14 protein-coding genes are annotated in these 16,903 nt (G+C 66.6%); 11 read left to right on the plus strand and 3 right to left on the minus strand.

Going from position 1 to position 16,903, the window contains the following annotated elements; translation table 11 throughout:
- Window position 1 precedes the first annotated feature (1 nt).
- The 6 genes from rlmN to der all read left to right on the plus strand — a co-directional run bounded on the left by rlmN (window position 2) and on the right by der (window position 6,198).
- Window positions 2–1,207: a dual-specificity RNA methyltransferase RlmN gene (rlmN, locus tag HLA98_RS11950; protein WP_005409296.1), complete on the plus strand. Its 1,206-nt coding sequence runs from the start codon at window positions 2–4 to the stop codon at window positions 1,205–1,207.
- The gene (gene pilW, locus HLA98_RS11955) at window positions 1,194–1,979 is read left to right on the plus strand and encodes a type IV pilus biogenesis/stability protein PilW (protein ID WP_057500648.1); all 786 of its coding nucleotides are present in this window, start codon (window positions 1,194–1,196) and stop codon (window positions 1,977–1,979) included. The genes rlmN and pilW overlap by 14 nt, the downstream gene beginning before the upstream one ends.
- Window positions 1,980–1,998: 19 nt before the next feature.
- Window positions 1,999–2,871, plus strand: coding sequence for a RodZ domain-containing protein (locus HLA98_RS11960; protein WP_057500649.1), 873 nt, complete (start codon window positions 1,999–2,001; stop codon window positions 2,869–2,871).
- A 65-nt stretch (window positions 2,872–2,936) separates the two neighbouring features.
- The gene (locus HLA98_RS11965) at window positions 2,937–3,575 is read left to right on the plus strand and encodes a YfgM family protein (RefSeq protein WP_043884373.1); all 639 of its coding nucleotides are present in this window, start codon (window positions 2,937–2,939) and stop codon (window positions 3,573–3,575) included.
- The gene (bamB, locus tag HLA98_RS11970; RefSeq protein ID WP_049447870.1) at window positions 3,575–4,783 is read left to right on the plus strand and encodes an outer membrane protein assembly factor BamB; all 1,209 of its coding nucleotides are present in this window, start codon (window positions 3,575–3,577) and stop codon (window positions 4,781–4,783) included. Before HLA98_RS11965 ends, bamB begins: the two co-directional genes overlap by 1 nt.
- A gap of 17 nt (window positions 4,784–4,800) precedes the next feature.
- Window positions 4,801–6,198 carry a ribosome biogenesis GTPase Der gene (der, locus tag HLA98_RS11975; protein ID WP_014036905.1) on the plus strand — a complete coding sequence of 466 codons (1,398 nt, stop codon included), beginning with the start codon at window positions 4,801–4,803 and terminating at the stop codon, window positions 6,196–6,198.
- A gap of 132 nt (window positions 6,199–6,330) precedes the next feature.
- Here the strand turns inward: der and HLA98_RS11980 are convergent, their stop codons facing one another.
- From HLA98_RS11980 to HLA98_RS11990, 3 genes are all read right to left on the minus strand, one after another.
- Entirely contained in the window at window positions 6,331–7,125 is a 795-nt protein-coding gene (locus tag HLA98_RS11980) for a hypothetical protein (protein WP_057500650.1), read from the minus strand.
- A gap of 94 nt (window positions 7,126–7,219) precedes the next feature.
- Entirely contained in the window at window positions 7,220–7,855 is a 636-nt protein-coding gene (locus tag HLA98_RS11985; RefSeq protein ID WP_057500651.1) for a LysE family translocator, read from the minus strand.
- Between the two features lie 74 nt (window positions 7,856–7,929).
- Window positions 7,930–8,745 (minus strand): helix-turn-helix domain-containing protein, encoded by an 816-nt coding sequence (locus HLA98_RS11990; protein ID WP_057500652.1) that lies wholly within the window; start codon window positions 8,743–8,745, stop codon window positions 7,930–7,932.
- 88 nt (window positions 8,746–8,833) lie between these two features.
- Here HLA98_RS11990 and moeB point away from each other — a divergent pair, with 88 nt between their 5' ends.
- The 5 genes from moeB (at window position 8,834) to guaA (ending at window position 16,844) form a co-directional block, all read left to right on the plus strand.
- A complete protein-coding gene (gene moeB / locus HLA98_RS11995) occupies window positions 8,834–9,970 on the plus strand; it encodes a molybdopterin-synthase adenylyltransferase MoeB (protein ID WP_057500653.1) in 1,137 nt (378 codons plus the stop codon).
- 278 nt (window positions 9,971–10,248) lie between these two features.
- Window positions 10,249–12,081 carry a monovalent cation:proton antiporter-2 (CPA2) family protein gene (locus HLA98_RS12000; RefSeq protein WP_057500654.1) on the plus strand — a complete coding sequence of 611 codons (1,833 nt, stop codon included), beginning with the start codon at window positions 10,249–10,251 and terminating at the stop codon, window positions 12,079–12,081.
- Window positions 12,082–12,256: 175 nt separating this feature from the next.
- On the plus strand, window positions 12,257–13,135 hold the full coding sequence (folD, locus tag HLA98_RS12005; RefSeq protein WP_014036908.1) for a bifunctional methylenetetrahydrofolate dehydrogenase/methenyltetrahydrofolate cyclohydrolase FolD: 879 nt from the start codon (window positions 12,257–12,259) through the stop codon (window positions 13,133–13,135).
- A gap of 582 nt (window positions 13,136–13,717) precedes the next feature.
- Complete coding sequence (guaB, locus tag HLA98_RS12010) at window positions 13,718–15,175, plus strand: IMP dehydrogenase (protein ID WP_005409308.1); 1,458 nt, start codon at window positions 13,718–13,720, stop codon at window positions 15,173–15,175.
- Window positions 15,176–15,278: 103 nt separating this feature from the next.
- Complete coding sequence (guaA, locus tag HLA98_RS12015) at window positions 15,279–16,844, plus strand: glutamine-hydrolyzing GMP synthase (RefSeq protein ID WP_005413109.1); 1,566 nt, start codon at window positions 15,279–15,281, stop codon at window positions 16,842–16,844.
- Window positions 16,845–16,903 lie beyond the last annotated feature (59 nt).

Raw genomic sequence — 16,903 nt, forward strand, 5'->3', positions numbered from 1 at the left:
CGTGAACGAGGTCGTACAGTCCCCCGCCATCCAGCCGCTGCCGAAGTCGGCACCCACGGCTGGCAAGCAGAACCTGCTCGACCTCGATCGCGCGGGCCTGGAGAAGTTTTTCGTCGAGGTTCTCGGCGAAAAGAAGTTCCGTGCCCATCAGGTGATGAAGTGGATCCACCATCGCTACGTCACCGACTTCGATGAAATGACCGACCTCGGCAAGGTCCTGCGCGCCAAGCTGCAGGCCCATGCCGAGGTGCTGGTTCCCAACATCGTGTTCGACAAGCCCTCCGCCGACGGCACCCACAAGTGGCTGCTGGCGATGGGCGTGGATGGCAAGAACGCCATCGAGACCGTGTACATCCCGGACAAGACCCGCGGCACGCTGTGCGTGTCCTCGCAGGTCGGCTGCGGCCTGAACTGCACGTTCTGCTCCACTGCTACCCAGGGTTTCAACCGCAACCTGACCACCGCCGAGATCATCGGCCAGGTGTGGGTTGCCGCGCGTCACCTGGGCAACGTGCCGCACCAGATGCGCCGCCTCACCAACGTGGTGATGATGGGCATGGGCGAGCCGCTGATGAATTTCGACAACGTCGTGCGCGCCATGAGCGTGATGCGCGACGACCTGGGCTACGGCCTGGCCAACAAGCGCGTGACCCTGTCGACCTCCGGCCTGGTGCCGCAGATCGACCGCCTGTCTGCCGAAAGCGACGTGTCGCTGGCGGTGTCGCTGCATGCGCCGAACGACGCGCTGCGCGAGACCCTGGTGCCGCTCAACAAGAAGTACCCGATCGCCGAGCTGATGGCCTCGTGCGCACGCTACCTGCGCGCCAACAAGCGCCGCGAATCGGTCACCTTCGAATACACCCTGATGAAGGGCATCAACGACAAGCCCGAGCATGCCCGCGAGCTGGCCCGCCTGATGCGCCAGTTCGACAACGCGGTGCAGGCCAAGGATTCGGGCAAGGTCAACCTGATTCCCTTCAACCCGTTCCCGGGTACCCGCTACGAGCGTTCGGAAGAAGCGCATATCCGCGCCTTCCAGAAGATCCTGCTCGACAGCAACGTGCTGACCATGGTCCGTCGCACCCGTGGCGATGACATCGACGCCGCCTGTGGCCAGCTCAAGGGTCAGGTGATGGACCGCACCCGCCGCCAGGCGGAGTTCAACAAGACGCTGCAGGCGGGGAAGGGGAGCGATGCCGCGGCCTGACCGCCTCTGGCTGGTTCTGTTCGCAGGCGTGCTGACCGTTGCGGTCGGCGGCTGCAAATCCCAACCCAAGGCCAAGCTGGGCCCCAGCGAGGCGCCGGTCTACTCGGTCCGTGATCCGGACAGCGTGCGGCGTCAGGTGCGCCTGCAGGACCTGCTGGCACTGGCCGCCCGCGACATGCAGGTCGGAAACCTCGATGCGGCCGAACGCAAGGCGCGCGAGGCGCTGAAGCTGGCCCCTGAATCGCCCGATGCGCTGGTGCTGCTGGCGGGCATCGACGAGCGCCGTGGCCGTACCCAGCAGGCTGGCGAGAGCTTCCGCAGGGCTGCCGAACAGGCGCCGCAGCGCGGGGACATCCTCAACAACTACGGCGCATGGCTGTGCCAGCAGGGTCGGCCGGCCGAGTCGCTGGTCTGGTTCGATCGTGCGCTGCAGGCGCCGGGCTACGCCACGCCGGCCGAGTCCCAGGCCAATGCCGGGGGCTGTGCGCTGGATGCCGGCCAGTTCGAACGTGCCGAGCGCGACCTGCGCGCGGCGCTGGCGACGCTGCCCGGAAACCCGGTCGCGCTGGAGGCGATGGCCCAGCTCAGCTTCCGCCAGGGCCGCTTCATGGAGGCCCGGGCCTTCGCCGAACGTAGGATTGCGGCTGCACCCGCAACGCGTTCCGTGTTACAACTTGCGTCTCAAATCGAAGCGCGGCTGGGTGATCGGGCGGCATCTGATCGCTATCTTCAGCGGATTCGACAGGAATTTCCGCAGGACGCGGGCTCCTAAACTCCAGGGTTGATGCATTGTGATTGATGACCAGACTGTGAGCGCTCTCGAGACTGCGGCCGGCTGCGGCACCCGCCTGCGCCAGGCCCGTGAGGCGGCCGGACTGACCCTCGAAGATGTCGGCTCGCGCCTGCGCATGCCGGTCCAGGTGGTCAGGTCGCTGGAAGAAGAACAATGGCAGAAGCTCGGCGCACCGGTGTTCGTGCGCGGTCAGCTGCGCAGCTATGCGCGCCTGCTCAACGTGGACGTGGGGCAGCTGCTGGAGCAGGCCCAGGTCGGGCCGGTGGTGCCGCCCACCCTGGTCAGCCATACCCATACCCCGCGTGCGCGCCGTATTGCCGAGAACCTTGGCCGGCGCATGCTCTATGTCGGCATCACCGCGGTGCTGGCCGTGCCGGTGTGGTTCGCCACCCGCGGTCACTTCGATGGCAGCGCCACCCCGTCGCCGAGCACGGCCTCGCTGGATGCGATTCCGGCCGCCGTGCCGGTGGCCCCGTCTGCCGCGGGCGTTGAGCCGGCGGCACCGGCTGATGTGGCGGGCGTTCCGGCCAGCAAGCCGGCCGCGACCCCGTACGTGGCCTCGCTGGCCCCGGTGCCGCGTTCGGCCCCGGCGCCGGCCGCGGTCGGCAACACGCTGGAAATGCAGTTCAGCGGTGACAGCTGGGTTGATATCGGCGGTCCGGACGGTGGCACCGTCGAGAAGGCGCTGATCAAGTCCGGCGAAAGCCGCAGCTTCACCCCGGGCCAGGTGACCCGGGTGACCCTGGGCAACGCATCGGCGGTCCAGGTTCAGCAGAACGGCGCTATCGTGGATCTGACCCCCTACCAGCGAGCCAACGTGGCACGCTTTCAGGTATCCTCTGAAGGCTCCGTAGTCCCGGTTTCGCACTGAGGCGCGGTTTCACCACCTTCGATTAATCCCAATGGTCCCTCCCGACGGGCGGGGCGAGAGTACGCATGGCGATCGACGATCTGCTCGACGAGCACGAACAAAGTGAACGCGTCCGCAGCTGGCTGCGGAAGAATGGCGCCAGCATCCTCGGTGGCGTAGCCATCGCGATCGGTGCCATTGCCGGCTGGCAGTGGTACCAGAAGGATCAGGGCGGCAAGCTGGCCTCGGCCAATGTCGAGTACCAGAAGGCGCTGGTCGGCCTGCAGCAGAACAAGCTCGATGACGCTGCCAAGGCAGTGAAGGCGCTCGAAGCCGGCCCGTCCAGCATCTATGGCGACCTCGCGGCGCTGCAGCTGGCCAAGGCCCAGGTCGACGCCGGCAAGAATGAAGAAGCGCTGGCCACCCTGCGCGCCGTGAAGGTCGAAGGTGACCTGCAGCGCGTGGTCGACCAGCGTGTGGCCCGCCTGCTGGTGGCCACCGGCAAGAGCGACGAGGCGATCAAGCTGCTGGGCAGCGCCACCGACAGCAGCAGCCTGGAAATCCATGGCGACGCGCTGCTGGCGCAGGGCAAGCGTGATGATGCCCGTGCACAGTACGAGAAGGCGTTGAAGTCGCTGGACGTGGCAGCGCCGCAGCGGCGCCTGCTGGAAACCAAGGTTATGGATGCCGGCGGCACGGTCGCCGCCCCTGCGGAGTCGGTTTGATGAGTCAGAAGGTCATGATCACCCGCGTCGCCACCGTGCTCCTGATGGGCATGGCCCTGACCGGCTGCAGCACCATGAAGGGCTGGTTCGCCGGCAAGGACGCGGCAGCGAAGAAGGCCCAGGAGCCGGCTGAGCTGGTCAAGTTCGAGCCGAGCGTGAAGGTCAACAAGGCCTGGTCGGTCAACCTCGGCAAGGGTGAGCGCCGCATCGGCGTGCGCCAGGGCCCGGCCGTGGCCAACGGCCATGTGTTCGCCGCGGCGATCACCGGCGGCGTGCACGCCATCGACCTGCAGACCGGCAAGAAGGTCTGGACCTGGGAGCCGACCAAGGAAAAGAAGAAGCCGAAGCTGCGCCTGTCCGGCGGCCCGGGTGTCGGTGAGAACCTGGTCGTGATCGGCACGCTGGATGGGCAGGTCATCGCCCTGGACATCAACGATGGCAGCGAGAAGTGGCGTGCCCGTGTTCCGGGTGAAGTGATTGCGGCGCCGGCCGTGGCCCAGGGCCTGGTGTTCGTGCGCAGCAATGATGGCCGCATCACCGCCTTCGATGCCGGCAACGGCACCCAGAAGTGGTTCAACCCGAGCGAGCTGCCGGCGCTGACGGTGCGCGGCAACGCGCCGGTGGTCACCGGCCCGGGCGTGCTGTTCATCGGCAAGGACGAAGGCGCGGTTGCCGCGCTCGCCATGCAGGATGGCCGTACCCTGTGGGAGCAGAACCTGGGCAACGGCGAAGGCCGTACCGAGCTGGAGCGCATGGCCGACGTCGACGGCGCCCCGGTGCTGGAGGGCAACACCCTCTACGTGAGCAGCTTCAAGAACCAGACCATGGCCATCGAAGGCCCGACCGGTCGCCCGCTGTGGGCGCGCGACCATGGCGGTGCAGGTGGCGTGGCGGTGTCGTCGGGCAATGTGTTCGTCACCGACAACAAGGGTGGCGTGTTCGGCCTGGACAAGGCGACCGGCGCCGCCATGTGGTCGCAGACCGAGCTGGCGCGTCGATCGCTGACCGGCCCGGCGCTGCACGGCGATTACGTGGTCGTCGGCGACTACAAGGGATACGTGCACTGGTTGAAGACCTCCGATGGTGCGATGGCGGCACGGGCAAAAAGTGGCGGCGACGCCCTGCTGGCCCAGCCGGTCGTCGTAGACGGGGTGCTGCTGGTGCAGAACGTTGATGGCAAGCTGACCGCCTTCCGGTTGGCAAATTAAAAATTGGAGTAATCGCGATGCTGCCTTTGGTCGCCCTGGTTGGACGGCCGAATGTCGGCAAGTCGACTATTTTCAATGCGCTTACGCGCACCCGTGACGCGCTGGTCCATGACCAGCCCGGCGTCACCCGCGACCGCAACTACGGTGTCTGCCGTCTGGATGAGGACAATCATTTCCTCGTCGTCGACACCGGCGGTATCGCGGAAGAGGAAGAGGGTCTGGCAGGGGCTACCACCCGCCAGGCCCGCGCCGCTGCGGCGGAAGCCGACCTGATCCTGTTCGTGGTCGACGCCCGTGAGGGAACGTCGGCGATGGACGACGAGATCCTGGCCTGGCTGCGCAAGCTGTCGCGCCCGACGCTGCTGCTGATCAACAAGATTGACGGCACCGACGAGGACACCGTGCGTTCCGAGTTCGCCCGTTACGGCTTCGGCGAGATGCTGACCGTGTCGGCCGCGCACCGCCAGGGTCTGGACGACCTGCTGGACGAAGTGATCCAGCGTCTGCCCGAAGAAGGCAGCGGCGAAGAGCTGGACAACGATCCGAACCGCATCCGCATCGCCTTCGTCGGCCGCCCGAACGTGGGCAAGTCGACTCTGGTCAACCGCATCCTCGGCGAGGAGCGCATGATCGCCTCCGACGTGCCGGGCACCACCCGCGACTCGATCGCAGTGGACCTGGAGCGTGACGGCCGCGAATACCGCCTGATCGATACCGCCGGACTGCGCCGTCGTTCGCGCGTGGACGAGGTCGTCGAGAAGTTCTCGGTGGTCAAGACCATGCAGTCGATCGAGCAGTGCCAGGTGGCCGTGCTGATGCTCGACGCCACCGAAGGCGTGACCGACCAGGACGCTACCGTGCTCGGTGCCGTGCTCGACGCCGGCCGCGCGCTGGTGATTGCCATCAACAAGTGGGATGGCCTGACCGAGTACCAGCGCGAGCAGGCCGAAACCATGCTGTCGCTGAAGCTGGGCTTCGTGCCGTGGGCCGAGTCCGTGCGCATCTCGGCCAAGCATGGCTCGGGCCTGCGCGAGCTGTTCCGTGCGGTGCACCGCGCGCACGAATCGGCGAACAAGACCTTCACCACCAGCGAAGTAAACAAGGCGCTGGAAGTGGCGTACGAGACCAATCCGCCGCCGACCATCCGCGGCCACGTCTCCAAGCTGCGTTACGTGCACCCGGCCGGCGCGAACCCGCCGACCTTCATCGTGCACGGCACCCGCCTGAAGGAGCTGCAGGAATCGTACAAGCGCTACCTGGAGAACTTCTTCCGCAAGCGCTTCAAGCTGATCGGCACGCCAGTGAGCTTCATCTTCCGCGAGGGTACCAACCCGTACGAGGGCAAGAAGAACGTCCTTACCGAGCGGCAGGTCAAGGCCAAGCGGCGCTTGATGAAGCACGTCAAGGGCAAGTGATTCACGAGAAGGCGGCCGCAGGGCCGCCTTTTTCGTTGCGGCGAACCGGTCTGTAGAGCCGAGCCCATGCTCGGCTGCTTTTCGCGGATTGACGAGTCGCGCTGCGTGCGTCAGCCGAGCATGGGCTCGGCTCTACAGATCTCGATCTGGGCGACCGCCGCGACGTGCGCGGCAATGCGGCAACGCGCATGGCGTGCCTCGGCCGCGCCGCGATGTTGAAGCCGGTTGCACCTGGCTTGTTGCCGGGATCGATTCCGGCAGCCGCGCCAGTCCCGTGATGCTTGCCCAGACCAGGGTAGTACCCAGTGCACCTGCCAGGTACGCCACCGACACCGCCCCGATCAGCAAGCCCGCGGCATGCTCCAGCCATGGAAGCAATCGGCAACACCCCTGTGCCCGGCGCGGATGGCTGCCGAGCCACGCCATCAGCAGGCCGAGCGACAGCGCGACGCCACTCAGGCAGGCCACGTAAGCGGCCTGGGTACCAGTGTCGGCAACGAGGCCGGTAACCAGGGCCGCAATCGCGAACTGCAGCATCCAGTTGCTGCTGCTGGCGAGCGCCAGCAGGCATCCTGCTTCGGCGTGCGGCCAAGGGGAGCGGGCGCGCATGCCCCAAGGCATCTGAAGGGAAAGCGGTGAGAAGGGGGCCAAGCCGGCGTCGCGCAGGCACATACCCGCCAGGCGCAGCAGCAGCAGGCAGCCCGCGCACTGCATCGCCAGCGTCCACAGGCCGTGGTTTCCCAGCATGTCCGCCGCAACGAAGGCCGTGGCGCAGATGATGCCCGTACCGATGGCGATACCGAATGATGCGGCCATGGCGGCGTGCCCGCCCGCGCCCATCGCGGTGCGCAGGATCTTCGCGTGATTCGACGCAGGCAGGAGCATGGCGAAGCCGTACAGCACCGCGACGATGAAGAACTGCTGCACGTAAACCTGCCACTGACCTACAGAAAGTGCAGAGTGTGGGCGGGTGTGAATGCGCGGTATTGAACGCCATTGCGACAGGCGCGAATCGCCGGCATCAGCCCACCCACAGCGACACGACGATCCATAACGCCAGTGCAATCATCAGGAGCCCCGCGGCCCGCTCCAGCCAGGGCAGGGCACGTGCGAACCGACCCAGCACCCATGGGTGGCCGACCAGCGCGGCTACCAGCAGATCCCATAGCAGGACGATGCCGAACATCCATGCGCCATAGAAGAATTTTGTTGCGGCATTGGCCTGCGGACCGTTGAGCATTGCCGCCAACGTTGCGTAGAACAGCGCATTCTTCGGGTTCAGCAGCGCAGACAGGGCGCCCAGCCAAGCCGCCCTCCACCATCCGTGGGCACCACCCGCTCGCGATCCGGCGGCAGCTTCAGGTGTCTGCAACGTCGTCGAACCCGCATGGCGCAGAAACAGCGTGCCGAGGTACAGCAGGAACCCGCAGCCCGCCAACTGAACCGCGATGAACCCTGCGCTGCCTGGGCGCAGCATGGCCGTTCCGGTGAAAGCGGCCACGATGAAGGCGCCATTGCCGAGGGCGATGCCTGCGCAGGCACCACTGGCAGTGCGCCATCCCGAGGTGATCGCGGTGCGTGCAACGAGGAAGAAGTCGGGGCCGGGTGAGAGCAGGGCGAGAAAATGTACGGTGGCGATGACCAGGAACTGTTCCATCGGGTCCGGCGGCGGCTGGCTGGGGCGCCAGTCTGGGGATGCGCCGCGCGATGGTATTGAACGTTATTGCAGGCTCAGCGCCGGTACTGGCCCGGGGTAGCACCAGCGTGGGCCTTGAAGACCCGCTGGAAATGGCTCTGATCGGCAAAGCCCAGCGCATGTGCGACCACGGCCAGCGCCTGCCCTTCGCACAGCCGCCGGCGGGCCTCCTGGATGCGCTGGTCGATCTGCCAGGCGTGTGGCGTCAGGCCCGTGGCACGTCGGAAGGCACGGATCAGCTGGTAGCGGCTCATGCCTGCCAGCGATGCCAGCTCCTGCAGGGCCGGGGTGTGTTCGAGCCGCTGGCGCAGAACGTCCATCACCGGCTGCACCCGCTGCTGTAGTGCGGCATCTTCAGGCGGGCCGGCGACGGCTACACCATCGTGTTCATCCAGATCGCCGACGAACGCGATCAGGGCCGCTTCCTTGACGCAGACCGGATCGTCGGAGAACAGCGTTTCGTTGAGCTGGCAGTACTGCTGGTAGCGCGGGCGATGGCTGGAAATCCGGATCGGCTCCTGCTGCCAGTCGGGTCCGGTCAGGCCGTCATACTCGGCGCGCACCTCGGCCATCCAGCGCGCATCCAGGTGCAGCATCTGGTAGCTCCAGACATGGCCGGGCAGGGGGTTGCAGGCATGCACGCGGCCTGCGGGTACGCCGACCAGGCTGCCGGGCTGCAGCAGGCGCGGTCCTTCTGCGGTGCCGGTGAACACGCTGCTGCCGGCGTCCACCGCGCCGATCGAGAAGGTGTCATGGCTGTGCGGGCGGTGGCAGGCGCGGCTGTCGCACGCCCGTCGGCTTTCGACGAAGGGCATGCGCGGGTCACGCCAGAATTCGGTGGCAGAGCGCATGCAGTGGTTCCGGATGCAGGGGGCAACGCCCGCATGGTGCCATGTTCGGGGCAAGGCGCGTCGAGGGTGTCTGCGCGATAATGCGGCCATGAGCATCCAAGAGCTTTCCCCCGCGCAGGCGCGCGAGCGCCTGGCCCATGGCGCGGTGCTGATCGATGTGCGCGAGGCGCACGAGCGGGCCGGCGGCATGGCCGAGGGCGCGCGCGGCGTGGCAAAGGACGAGCTGCAGGCCGACCCGGCCGCGCATCTGCCAAAGCACGACCAGGAAATCCTGTTGATCTGCCAGAGTGGCAAGCGCTCGGCCGATGCCGCGCAGTTCCTGCTGGAGGCCGGCTACACCCGCGTCGCTTCCGTGACGGGCGGTACCGTGGCCTGGCGCGAGCAGTCGCTGCCACTGGTGCAGCCGGTGGCCAGCGCTGCCGACCGCGATTTCTACGACCGTTATTCGCGCCACCTGCTGCTGCCGCAGGTGGGCGAGGTCGGCCAACGCCGGCTGCAGCAGTCGCGCGTGCTGGTGCTGGGCGCGGGTGGCCTGGGCGCGCCGGCCGGCTTCTACCTTGCTGCGGCTGGGGTGGGGCACCTGCGCTTCGCCGACCATGACCGCGTGGAGCGCAGCAACCTGCACCGGCAGATCGTGCATACCGAAGCCAGCGTGGGCCAGCTCAAGGTCGATTCCGCACGCGAGCGGCTGCTGGCGCTGAACCCGTCGATCGAGGTCGAGGCCGTTCCCGAGCGGGTCACGTCCGAGAACGTGGATGCGTTGCTGGACGGCGTGGACGTGGTGCTGGATGGATCGGACAATTTCCCGCTGCGCTACCTGCTCAACGACGCCTGCATCAAGCACGCCAAGCCGCTGGTGTACGCCGCCATCGAGCGCTTCGATGGCCAGGTAAGCGTGTTTGACGCCGGCCGCCAGCGTGGCGCGGCGCCGTGCTACCGCTGTTTGTTCCCCGAGCCGCCGCCGCCGGAGTTTGCGCCGAACTGTTCCGAGGCCGGTGTGCTGGGCGTGCTGCCCGGGCTGGCCGGCGTGCTGCAGGCCACCGAGGTGCTGAAGCTGCTGCTGGGCATCGGTGAGCCGCTGGTCGGCCGCCTGCTGCGCTTCGATGCGCTGGGCATGCGCTTCCGCGTGACCGGCATCCGGCCGGACCCGCACTGCCCGGTGTGCGCGCCGGGCGTGCCGTTCCCCGGGTATATCGATTACGCCGCGTTCTGCCGGGGTGGGTGAGGCTGGCCGGGGATTCATCCACGCATGGCGTGGATCTACTGTAGAGCCGAGCCTATGCTCGGCTGTTTCTGGCCTCGGCACGAAGAGCAGCCGAGCGTGGGCTCGGCTCTACAGATCACGGCACCTACCCAAGCATGTGCGTGGTTTCGGGATGATGCTGGGGGTTGCTCCCTACATCGTTCCATCTCCAAGACAATCCGGCGCAACATGCGTGCTATTGCCGTCATCGGCATTGCTCTATTGTTGAACCCGATTCTGGATCTTGGGGAAAACACCGCATGGCGGTAGAAGCAGCGACCAGCGAGCTGGTCAAGGTCGTGGCCCTGTTGGGCGCGGCGGTGGTGATGGTGCCTTTGTTCCGCCGGGCCGGCCTGGGCTCGGTGCTGGGCTACTTCGCCGCTGGCCTGGCGATCGGACCGTTCGGGCTGGGCTGGTTCTCCGACCCGCAGGCCATCCTGCATACCGCCGAGCTCGGCGTGGTGATGTTCCTGTTCGTGATCGGCCTGGAAATGCGGCCCTCGCACCTGTGGAGCCTGCGCAAGGAAATCTTCGGGCTGGGCACGCTGCAGATCGTCACCTGTGCGCTGGTACTGACCAGCATCGCCAAGCTGTTCGGCCTGCCGTGGCAGGTGGCCTTCATCGGCGCCACCGGCTTCGTGCTCACCTCCACTGCAGTGGTGATGCAGTTGCTGGCCGAGCGCGGTGACATCGCGCTGCCGTCGGGGCAGAAGATCGTTTCGATCCTGCTGTTCGAAGACCTGCTGATCGTGCCGTTGCTGGCGCTGGTGGCCTGGATGGGCCCGAGCGCGGGCAGTGGCGACGGCGAGGGTTCGCGCTGGCTGTCGGTGGCGATCGGCGTGGGCGCCATCGTCGGCCTGGTGCTGGTCGGCCGCTTCCTGCTCAATCCGTTGTTCCGCGTGCTGGCCGAATCGAAGGCGCGCGAGGTGATGACCGCCGCCGCGCTGCTGGTGGTGCTGGGTGCCGCGCTGCTGATGCAGTTGTCCGGCCTGTCGATGGCGATGGGCGCGTTCCTGGCAGGCGTGCTGCTGAGTGAATCGACCTTCCGCCACCAGATCGAAGCGGACATCGAGCCGTTCCGCGGCATCCTGCTCGGCCTGTTCTTCCTCAGCGTAGGCATGGCGCTGGACCTGGGCGTGGTGGCTGGCAACTGGCAGCTGATCCTCGGCCTGGTGCTGGCGTTGATGGTGGCCAAGGCGCTGTGCATCTACGTGGTGGCGCGCATCATGGGCAGCGACCACGCGCAGGCGCTGGATCGCGGCGTGCTGATGGCGCAGGGCGGCGAGTTCGCTTTCGTGCTGTTCTCCGCTGCCGCATCGGCCGGCGTGATCAATCTGGAGATCAATGCCAACTTCACCGCCGTGGTGGTGCTGTCGATGGCGCTGACCCCGCTGGTGGTGCTGGTCTACAGGCGCATCGCACCGAAGCCGACGGTGAACATGGACGGCGTGGACGAGGCCGAGGGCCTGTCCGGCAGCGTGCTGCTGATCGGCTTCGGCCGCTTCGGCCAGGTCGCCAGCCAGTCGCTGCTGGCGCGCGACGTAGACGTGACCATCATCGACAACGATGTGGAGATGATCCAGAGCGCAGCGCGCTTCGGCTTCAAGATCTACTACGGCGACGGCACGCGACTGGACGTGCTGCATGCTTCGGGTGCGGCCACAGCACGTGCGATTGCGGTGTGCGTGGACAAGGCTGAAGCCGCCGATCGCATTGTTGAACTGGTGGCGCATGAGTTCCCGCAGGCCAAGCTGATGGTGCGCTCGTTCGACCGCGAGCATTCGCTGCGGCTGATCCATGCCGGTGTCGATTTCCAGATCCGCGAGACCTTCGAATCGGCAGTGCTGTTTGGCCAGGCCGCGCTGGTGGAACTGGGTGCGGATGAGGACGACGCGGTGGAGATTGCCGAACAGATCCGCCGCCGCGACGCCGAGCGCTTCGAGCTGGAGATTGCTGGTGGTGGCTTGAATGCCGGCGCGCGGATGATCTACGGCAACAGCCCGCAGGGCGTACCGACACCGACGCCGTTTACCGCGCCGAAGCGGGCAAGCAAGACGTTGAATCCGCAGGACGTGCCGGAAGAGGAAGAGTAAAGCCGAGCCCATGCTCGGCTGCTCTTCGGCCAAATTGCGATGGCCCCCCCCCGCTGCGCGCGTGAGCCGAGCGTAGGCTCGGCTCTACAGGGGCGGGTCGGTCGGTGCCGTGGCGGTGGGCGAGGGGGCCTGAATCGGGGACAATAGCGTCCCCGCCGCCCCACGCCCGCTCCCGATGACCGATTCCGCCCCCCAGCTTCCTGCCCGCATCCTTGATGGCCGCCGCATCGCCGAGGACCTGCTCGACAGCCTGAAGGTGCGCGTCGACGCCCGCGTGGCCGCCGGCGGCAGCCGCCCGGGCCTGGCCGTGGTGCTGGTCGGTGGCGACCCGGCCTCGACGGTGTACGTGCGCAACAAGCGCCGTGCCGCCGAGAAGGTCGGCATCGAAGCGCATGACTACGATCTGCCGGCCGGTACCACCGAAGCCGAGCTGCTGGACCTGATCGACCAGCTCAACGCCGATCCGAAGATCAACGGCATCCTGATCCAGCTGCCGCTGCCGGGCATCCCCGACGCACGCCGGCTGATCCAGCGCATCGACCCGCGCAAGGACGTGGACGGTTTCCACCCGGAAAACGTCGGCCACCTGGCCCTGCGCGAGTTCGGCCTGCGCCCGTGCACCCCGCGCGGCATCACCACGCTGCTGGGCCACACCGACCAGCCGGTGCGCGGCCGCAATGCCACCATCGTCGGCGTGAGCAACCACGTCGGCCGCCCGATGGGCCTGGAGCTGCTGATCGCCGGCTGCACCGTGACCAGCTGCCACAAGTTCACCCCCAAGGACGTGCTGGAACAGGCCGTGCGCAACGCCGACATCCTGGTGGTGGCGGTGGGCCGCCCGGGCATCGTGCCGGGCGAGTGGGTGAAGCCGGGCGCGGTAGTGATCGACGTGGGCATCAACCGGTTGGATGACGGACGCCTGGTGGGCGATGTCGGGTTTGAAGCGGCGGCCCAGCGGGCCAGCTGGATCACCCCAGTGCCGGGTGGCGTGGGCCCGATGACCGTGGCCACGTTGATGCAGAACACGCTGGAAGCGGCAGAAGCGCTGAGCTGACCTGCGATTGGGGAGATCTGCTGTTGGTGGGTGCCGACCGTTGGTCGGCACAATGCCGGGGCAGGCCGATGACCCGCTCCTGGTAGGTGCCAACCTTGGTTGGCACACATCCATCAGGGCCATCGGCCCATCTGGAGTGCCGGTGCCGGACGGATCGTGCCAACCAAGGTTGGCACCCACCCAAGGCAAATGCCGGGTGGCTTGGATGCCCTGCATGATCCGCTCCTGGTAGGTGCCAACCTTGGTTGGCACACATCCATCGGAACCATCGGCCCATCTGGGGTGCCGGTGCCGGACGGATCGTGCCAACCAAGGTTGGCACCTACCAAAGGCGGTTCCAGGGCTGGCCCGAGTGATCCTCTTAAGGTGGGTGCCGACCGTTGGTCGGCACAATGCAGGGGCACAGGTGTCTGAAGGGCAGTGCGGACCAACGGTCCGCACCCACCAAAGGCAGTATGCCGCTGACCCGGATGGCCCCCTGAACCAATCGCCGCCCGCGCGACACTGCGTCGCATCTACCCCCTGCCACGCGGCGCGAAAACAGGGTAAAATGTCGCGCTTCCCCACATCTCGGGTATGCCGATGCTGCGCATCCAGGCTGAAGCACTCACTTACGACGACGTCTCGCTCGTCCCCGCCCACTCGACCATCCTGCCCAAGGACGTCAACCTCGAAACGCGGTTGACTCGCGACCTGAAGCTGAAGCTTCCGATCCTGTCCGCAGCCATGGATACCGTCACCGAAGCCCGCCTGGCCATCGCCATGGCCCAGCTCGGCGGCATGGGCATCATCCACAAGAATCTCAGCCTGGAACAGCAGGCCGCGGAAGTGGCCAAGGTCAAGAAGTTCGAGGCCGGTGTCATCCGCGACCCGATCACCGTCGGCCCGGAAACCACCATCCGCGACGTGCTGGCCCTGACCCAGGCGCACAACATCTCCGGCGTGCCGGTGGTGGGCAGCGACGGCCTGCTGGCCGGCATCGTGACCCACCGCGACATGCGCTTCGAGACCGAGCTGGATGATCCGGTCCGCCACATCATGACCAAGAAGGATCGCCTGATCACGGTCAAGGAAGGCGCCGCGTCCGACGAAGTGCTGCAGCTGCTGCACCGCAACCGCATCGAAAAGGTGCTGGTGGTCAACGATTCGTTCGAACTGCGTGGCCTGATCACAGTCAAGGACATCCAGAAGAACACCGACTTCCCGAACGCTGCCAAGGATCTGTCGACCCGCCTGCTGGTCGGCGCCGCCGTCGGCGTGGGTGGCGATACCGATCGCCGCGTGGAAGCGCTGGTCGCCGCCGGCGTGGACGTGATCGTGGTCGATACCGCGCACGGCCACTCGCAGGGCGTGCTGGACCGCGTCAGCTGGGTCAAGAAGAACTTCCCGAACGTGCAGGTCATCGGTGGCAACATCTGCACCGGCGAAGCCGCACTGGCGCTGCTGGACAGCGGCGCGGACGCAGTGAAGGTCGGCATCGGCCCGGGCTCGATCTGCACCACCCGCGTCGTCGCCGGCGTCGGCGTGCCGCAGGTCACCGCGATTGACCTGGTGGCCGAAGCCCTGCAGGACCGCATCCCGCTGATCGCCGACGGTGGCATCCGCTACTCGGGCGACATCGGCAAGGCGCTGGCCGCCGGTGCCTCGACCATCATGGTCGGCGGCCTGCTGGCAGGTACCGAGGAATCGCCGGGCGAGACCGAGCTGTACCAGGGCCGTTCGTACAAGAGCTACCGCGGCATGGGTTCGCTGGCTGCCATGGAGAAGGGGTCGAAGGACCGCTACTTCCAGGACGCCGCCACTGCCGACAAGCTGGTGCCGGAAGGCATCGAAGGCCGCGTGCCGTACCGCGGCCCGGTGGGCGGCATCATCCACCAGCTGATGGGCGGCCTGCGCGCCACCATGGGCTACGTGGGCTGCGCCACCATCGAAGACATGCGCAGCAAGCCCAAGTTCGTGAAGATCAGCGGCGCCGGCCAGCGTGAGAGCCACGTCCACGACGTGACCATCACCAAAGAGCCGCCGAACTACCGCGCCTGATGCGGGCCGAGCAAAGAGGAACGGGGGAGCACTTCCCGTTCCTCTTTCTCCATCTGCCGCCGTAAATCTGATTTCGTTTTCCCTACTGCATTGCCGGGGCGCCATGACCAACATCCATAACGACAAGATCCTCATCCTCGATTTCGGCGCGCAGTACACGCAGCTGATCGCCCGCCGCATCCGCGAGCTGGGCGTCTACTGCGAAATCTGGGCGTGGGACCACAACCCGGCCGAGATCGCGGCGTTCGGTGCCAAGGGCATCATCCTGTCCGGCGGCCCGGAATCGACCACACTGCCGGGTGCGCCGGCCGCGCCGCAGGAAGTGTTCGACAGCGGCCTGCCGATCTTCGGCATCTGCTACGGCATGCAGACCCTGGCCGCGCAGCTGGGCGGTGCCACCGAAGCCGCTGACCAGCGCGAGTTCGGCCACGCCGAAGTGAACGTGATCAACCCGGATGCACTGTTCAAGGGCCTGAGCGACCACGGCGGCGAGCCGAAGCTGAATGTCTGGATGAGCCACGGCGACCACGTCTCCGTTGCACCGCCGGGCTTCACCATCACCGCCACCACCGACCGCATTCCGGTGGCCGCCATGGCCAACGAAGAAAAGCGCTGGTACGGCGTGCAGTTCCACCCGGAAGTGACCCACACCCTGCAGGGCCAGGCGCTGCTGCGCCGCTTCGTGGTGGATGTGTGCGGCTGCCAGACCCTGTGGACCGCCGCCAACATCATCGACGACCAGATCGCCCGCGTGCGCGAACAGGTAGGCGATGACGAAGTGATCCTGGGCCTGTCCGGCGGCGTCGATTCGTCCGTCGTGGCCGCGCTGCTGCATAAGGCCATCGGCGAGAAGCTGACCTGCGTGTTCGTGGATACCGGCCTGCTGCGATGGCAGGAAGGCGACCAGGTGATGGCGATGTTCGCCGAGCACATGGGCGTAAAGGTCGTTCGCGTGAATGCCGCCGACCGTTACTTCGCTGCGCTGGAAGGCGTGAGCGACCCGGAAGCCAAGCGCAAGATCATCGGCAACCTGTTCGTTGAGATCTTCGACGAAGAGTCGAACAAGCTGAAGAACGCCAAGTGGCTGGCGCAGGGCACCATCTACCCGGACGTGATCGAGTCGGCCGGCAGCAAGACCGGCAAGGCGCATGTGATCAAGAGCCACCACAACGTGGGCGGCCTGCCGGAGCACATGAAGCTGGGCCTGGTGGAGCCGCTGCGCGAGCTGTTCAAGGACGAAGTGCGCCGCCTGGGCGTCGAACTCGGCCTGCCGCGCACCATGGTCTACCGCCATCCGTTCCCGGGCCCGGGCCTGGGCGTGCGTATTCTGGGCGAAGTGAAGCGCGAATACGCCGAGCTGCTGGCCAAGGCCGACGCCATCTTCATTGATGAGCTGCGCAAGGCGGACCTGTACGACAAGACCAGCCAGGCGTTTGCCGTGTTCCTGCCGGTGAAGTCGGTGGGCGTGGTGGGTGATGCGCGGGCTTATGAGTGGGTGATTGCGTTGCGGGCGGTCGAAACCATCGACTTCATGACCGCGCATTGGGCGCATCTGCCGTATGAGTTCCTTGGGACGGTGAGCAACCGGATCATCAATGAGTTGCGGGGGGTGTCGAGGGTGGTTTATGACATCTCGGGAAAGCCGCCGGCTACTATTGAGTGGGAATGAGTTGAAAGAACAAGGGCGCCGAGAGGCGCCCTTGTTGTATTGCATCTGATCCAAGCTTA

Source organism: Stenotrophomonas africana (assembly GCF_013004645.1).
GTDB classification, from domain to species: Bacteria; Pseudomonadota; Gammaproteobacteria; order Xanthomonadales; family Xanthomonadaceae; genus Stenotrophomonas; species Stenotrophomonas africana.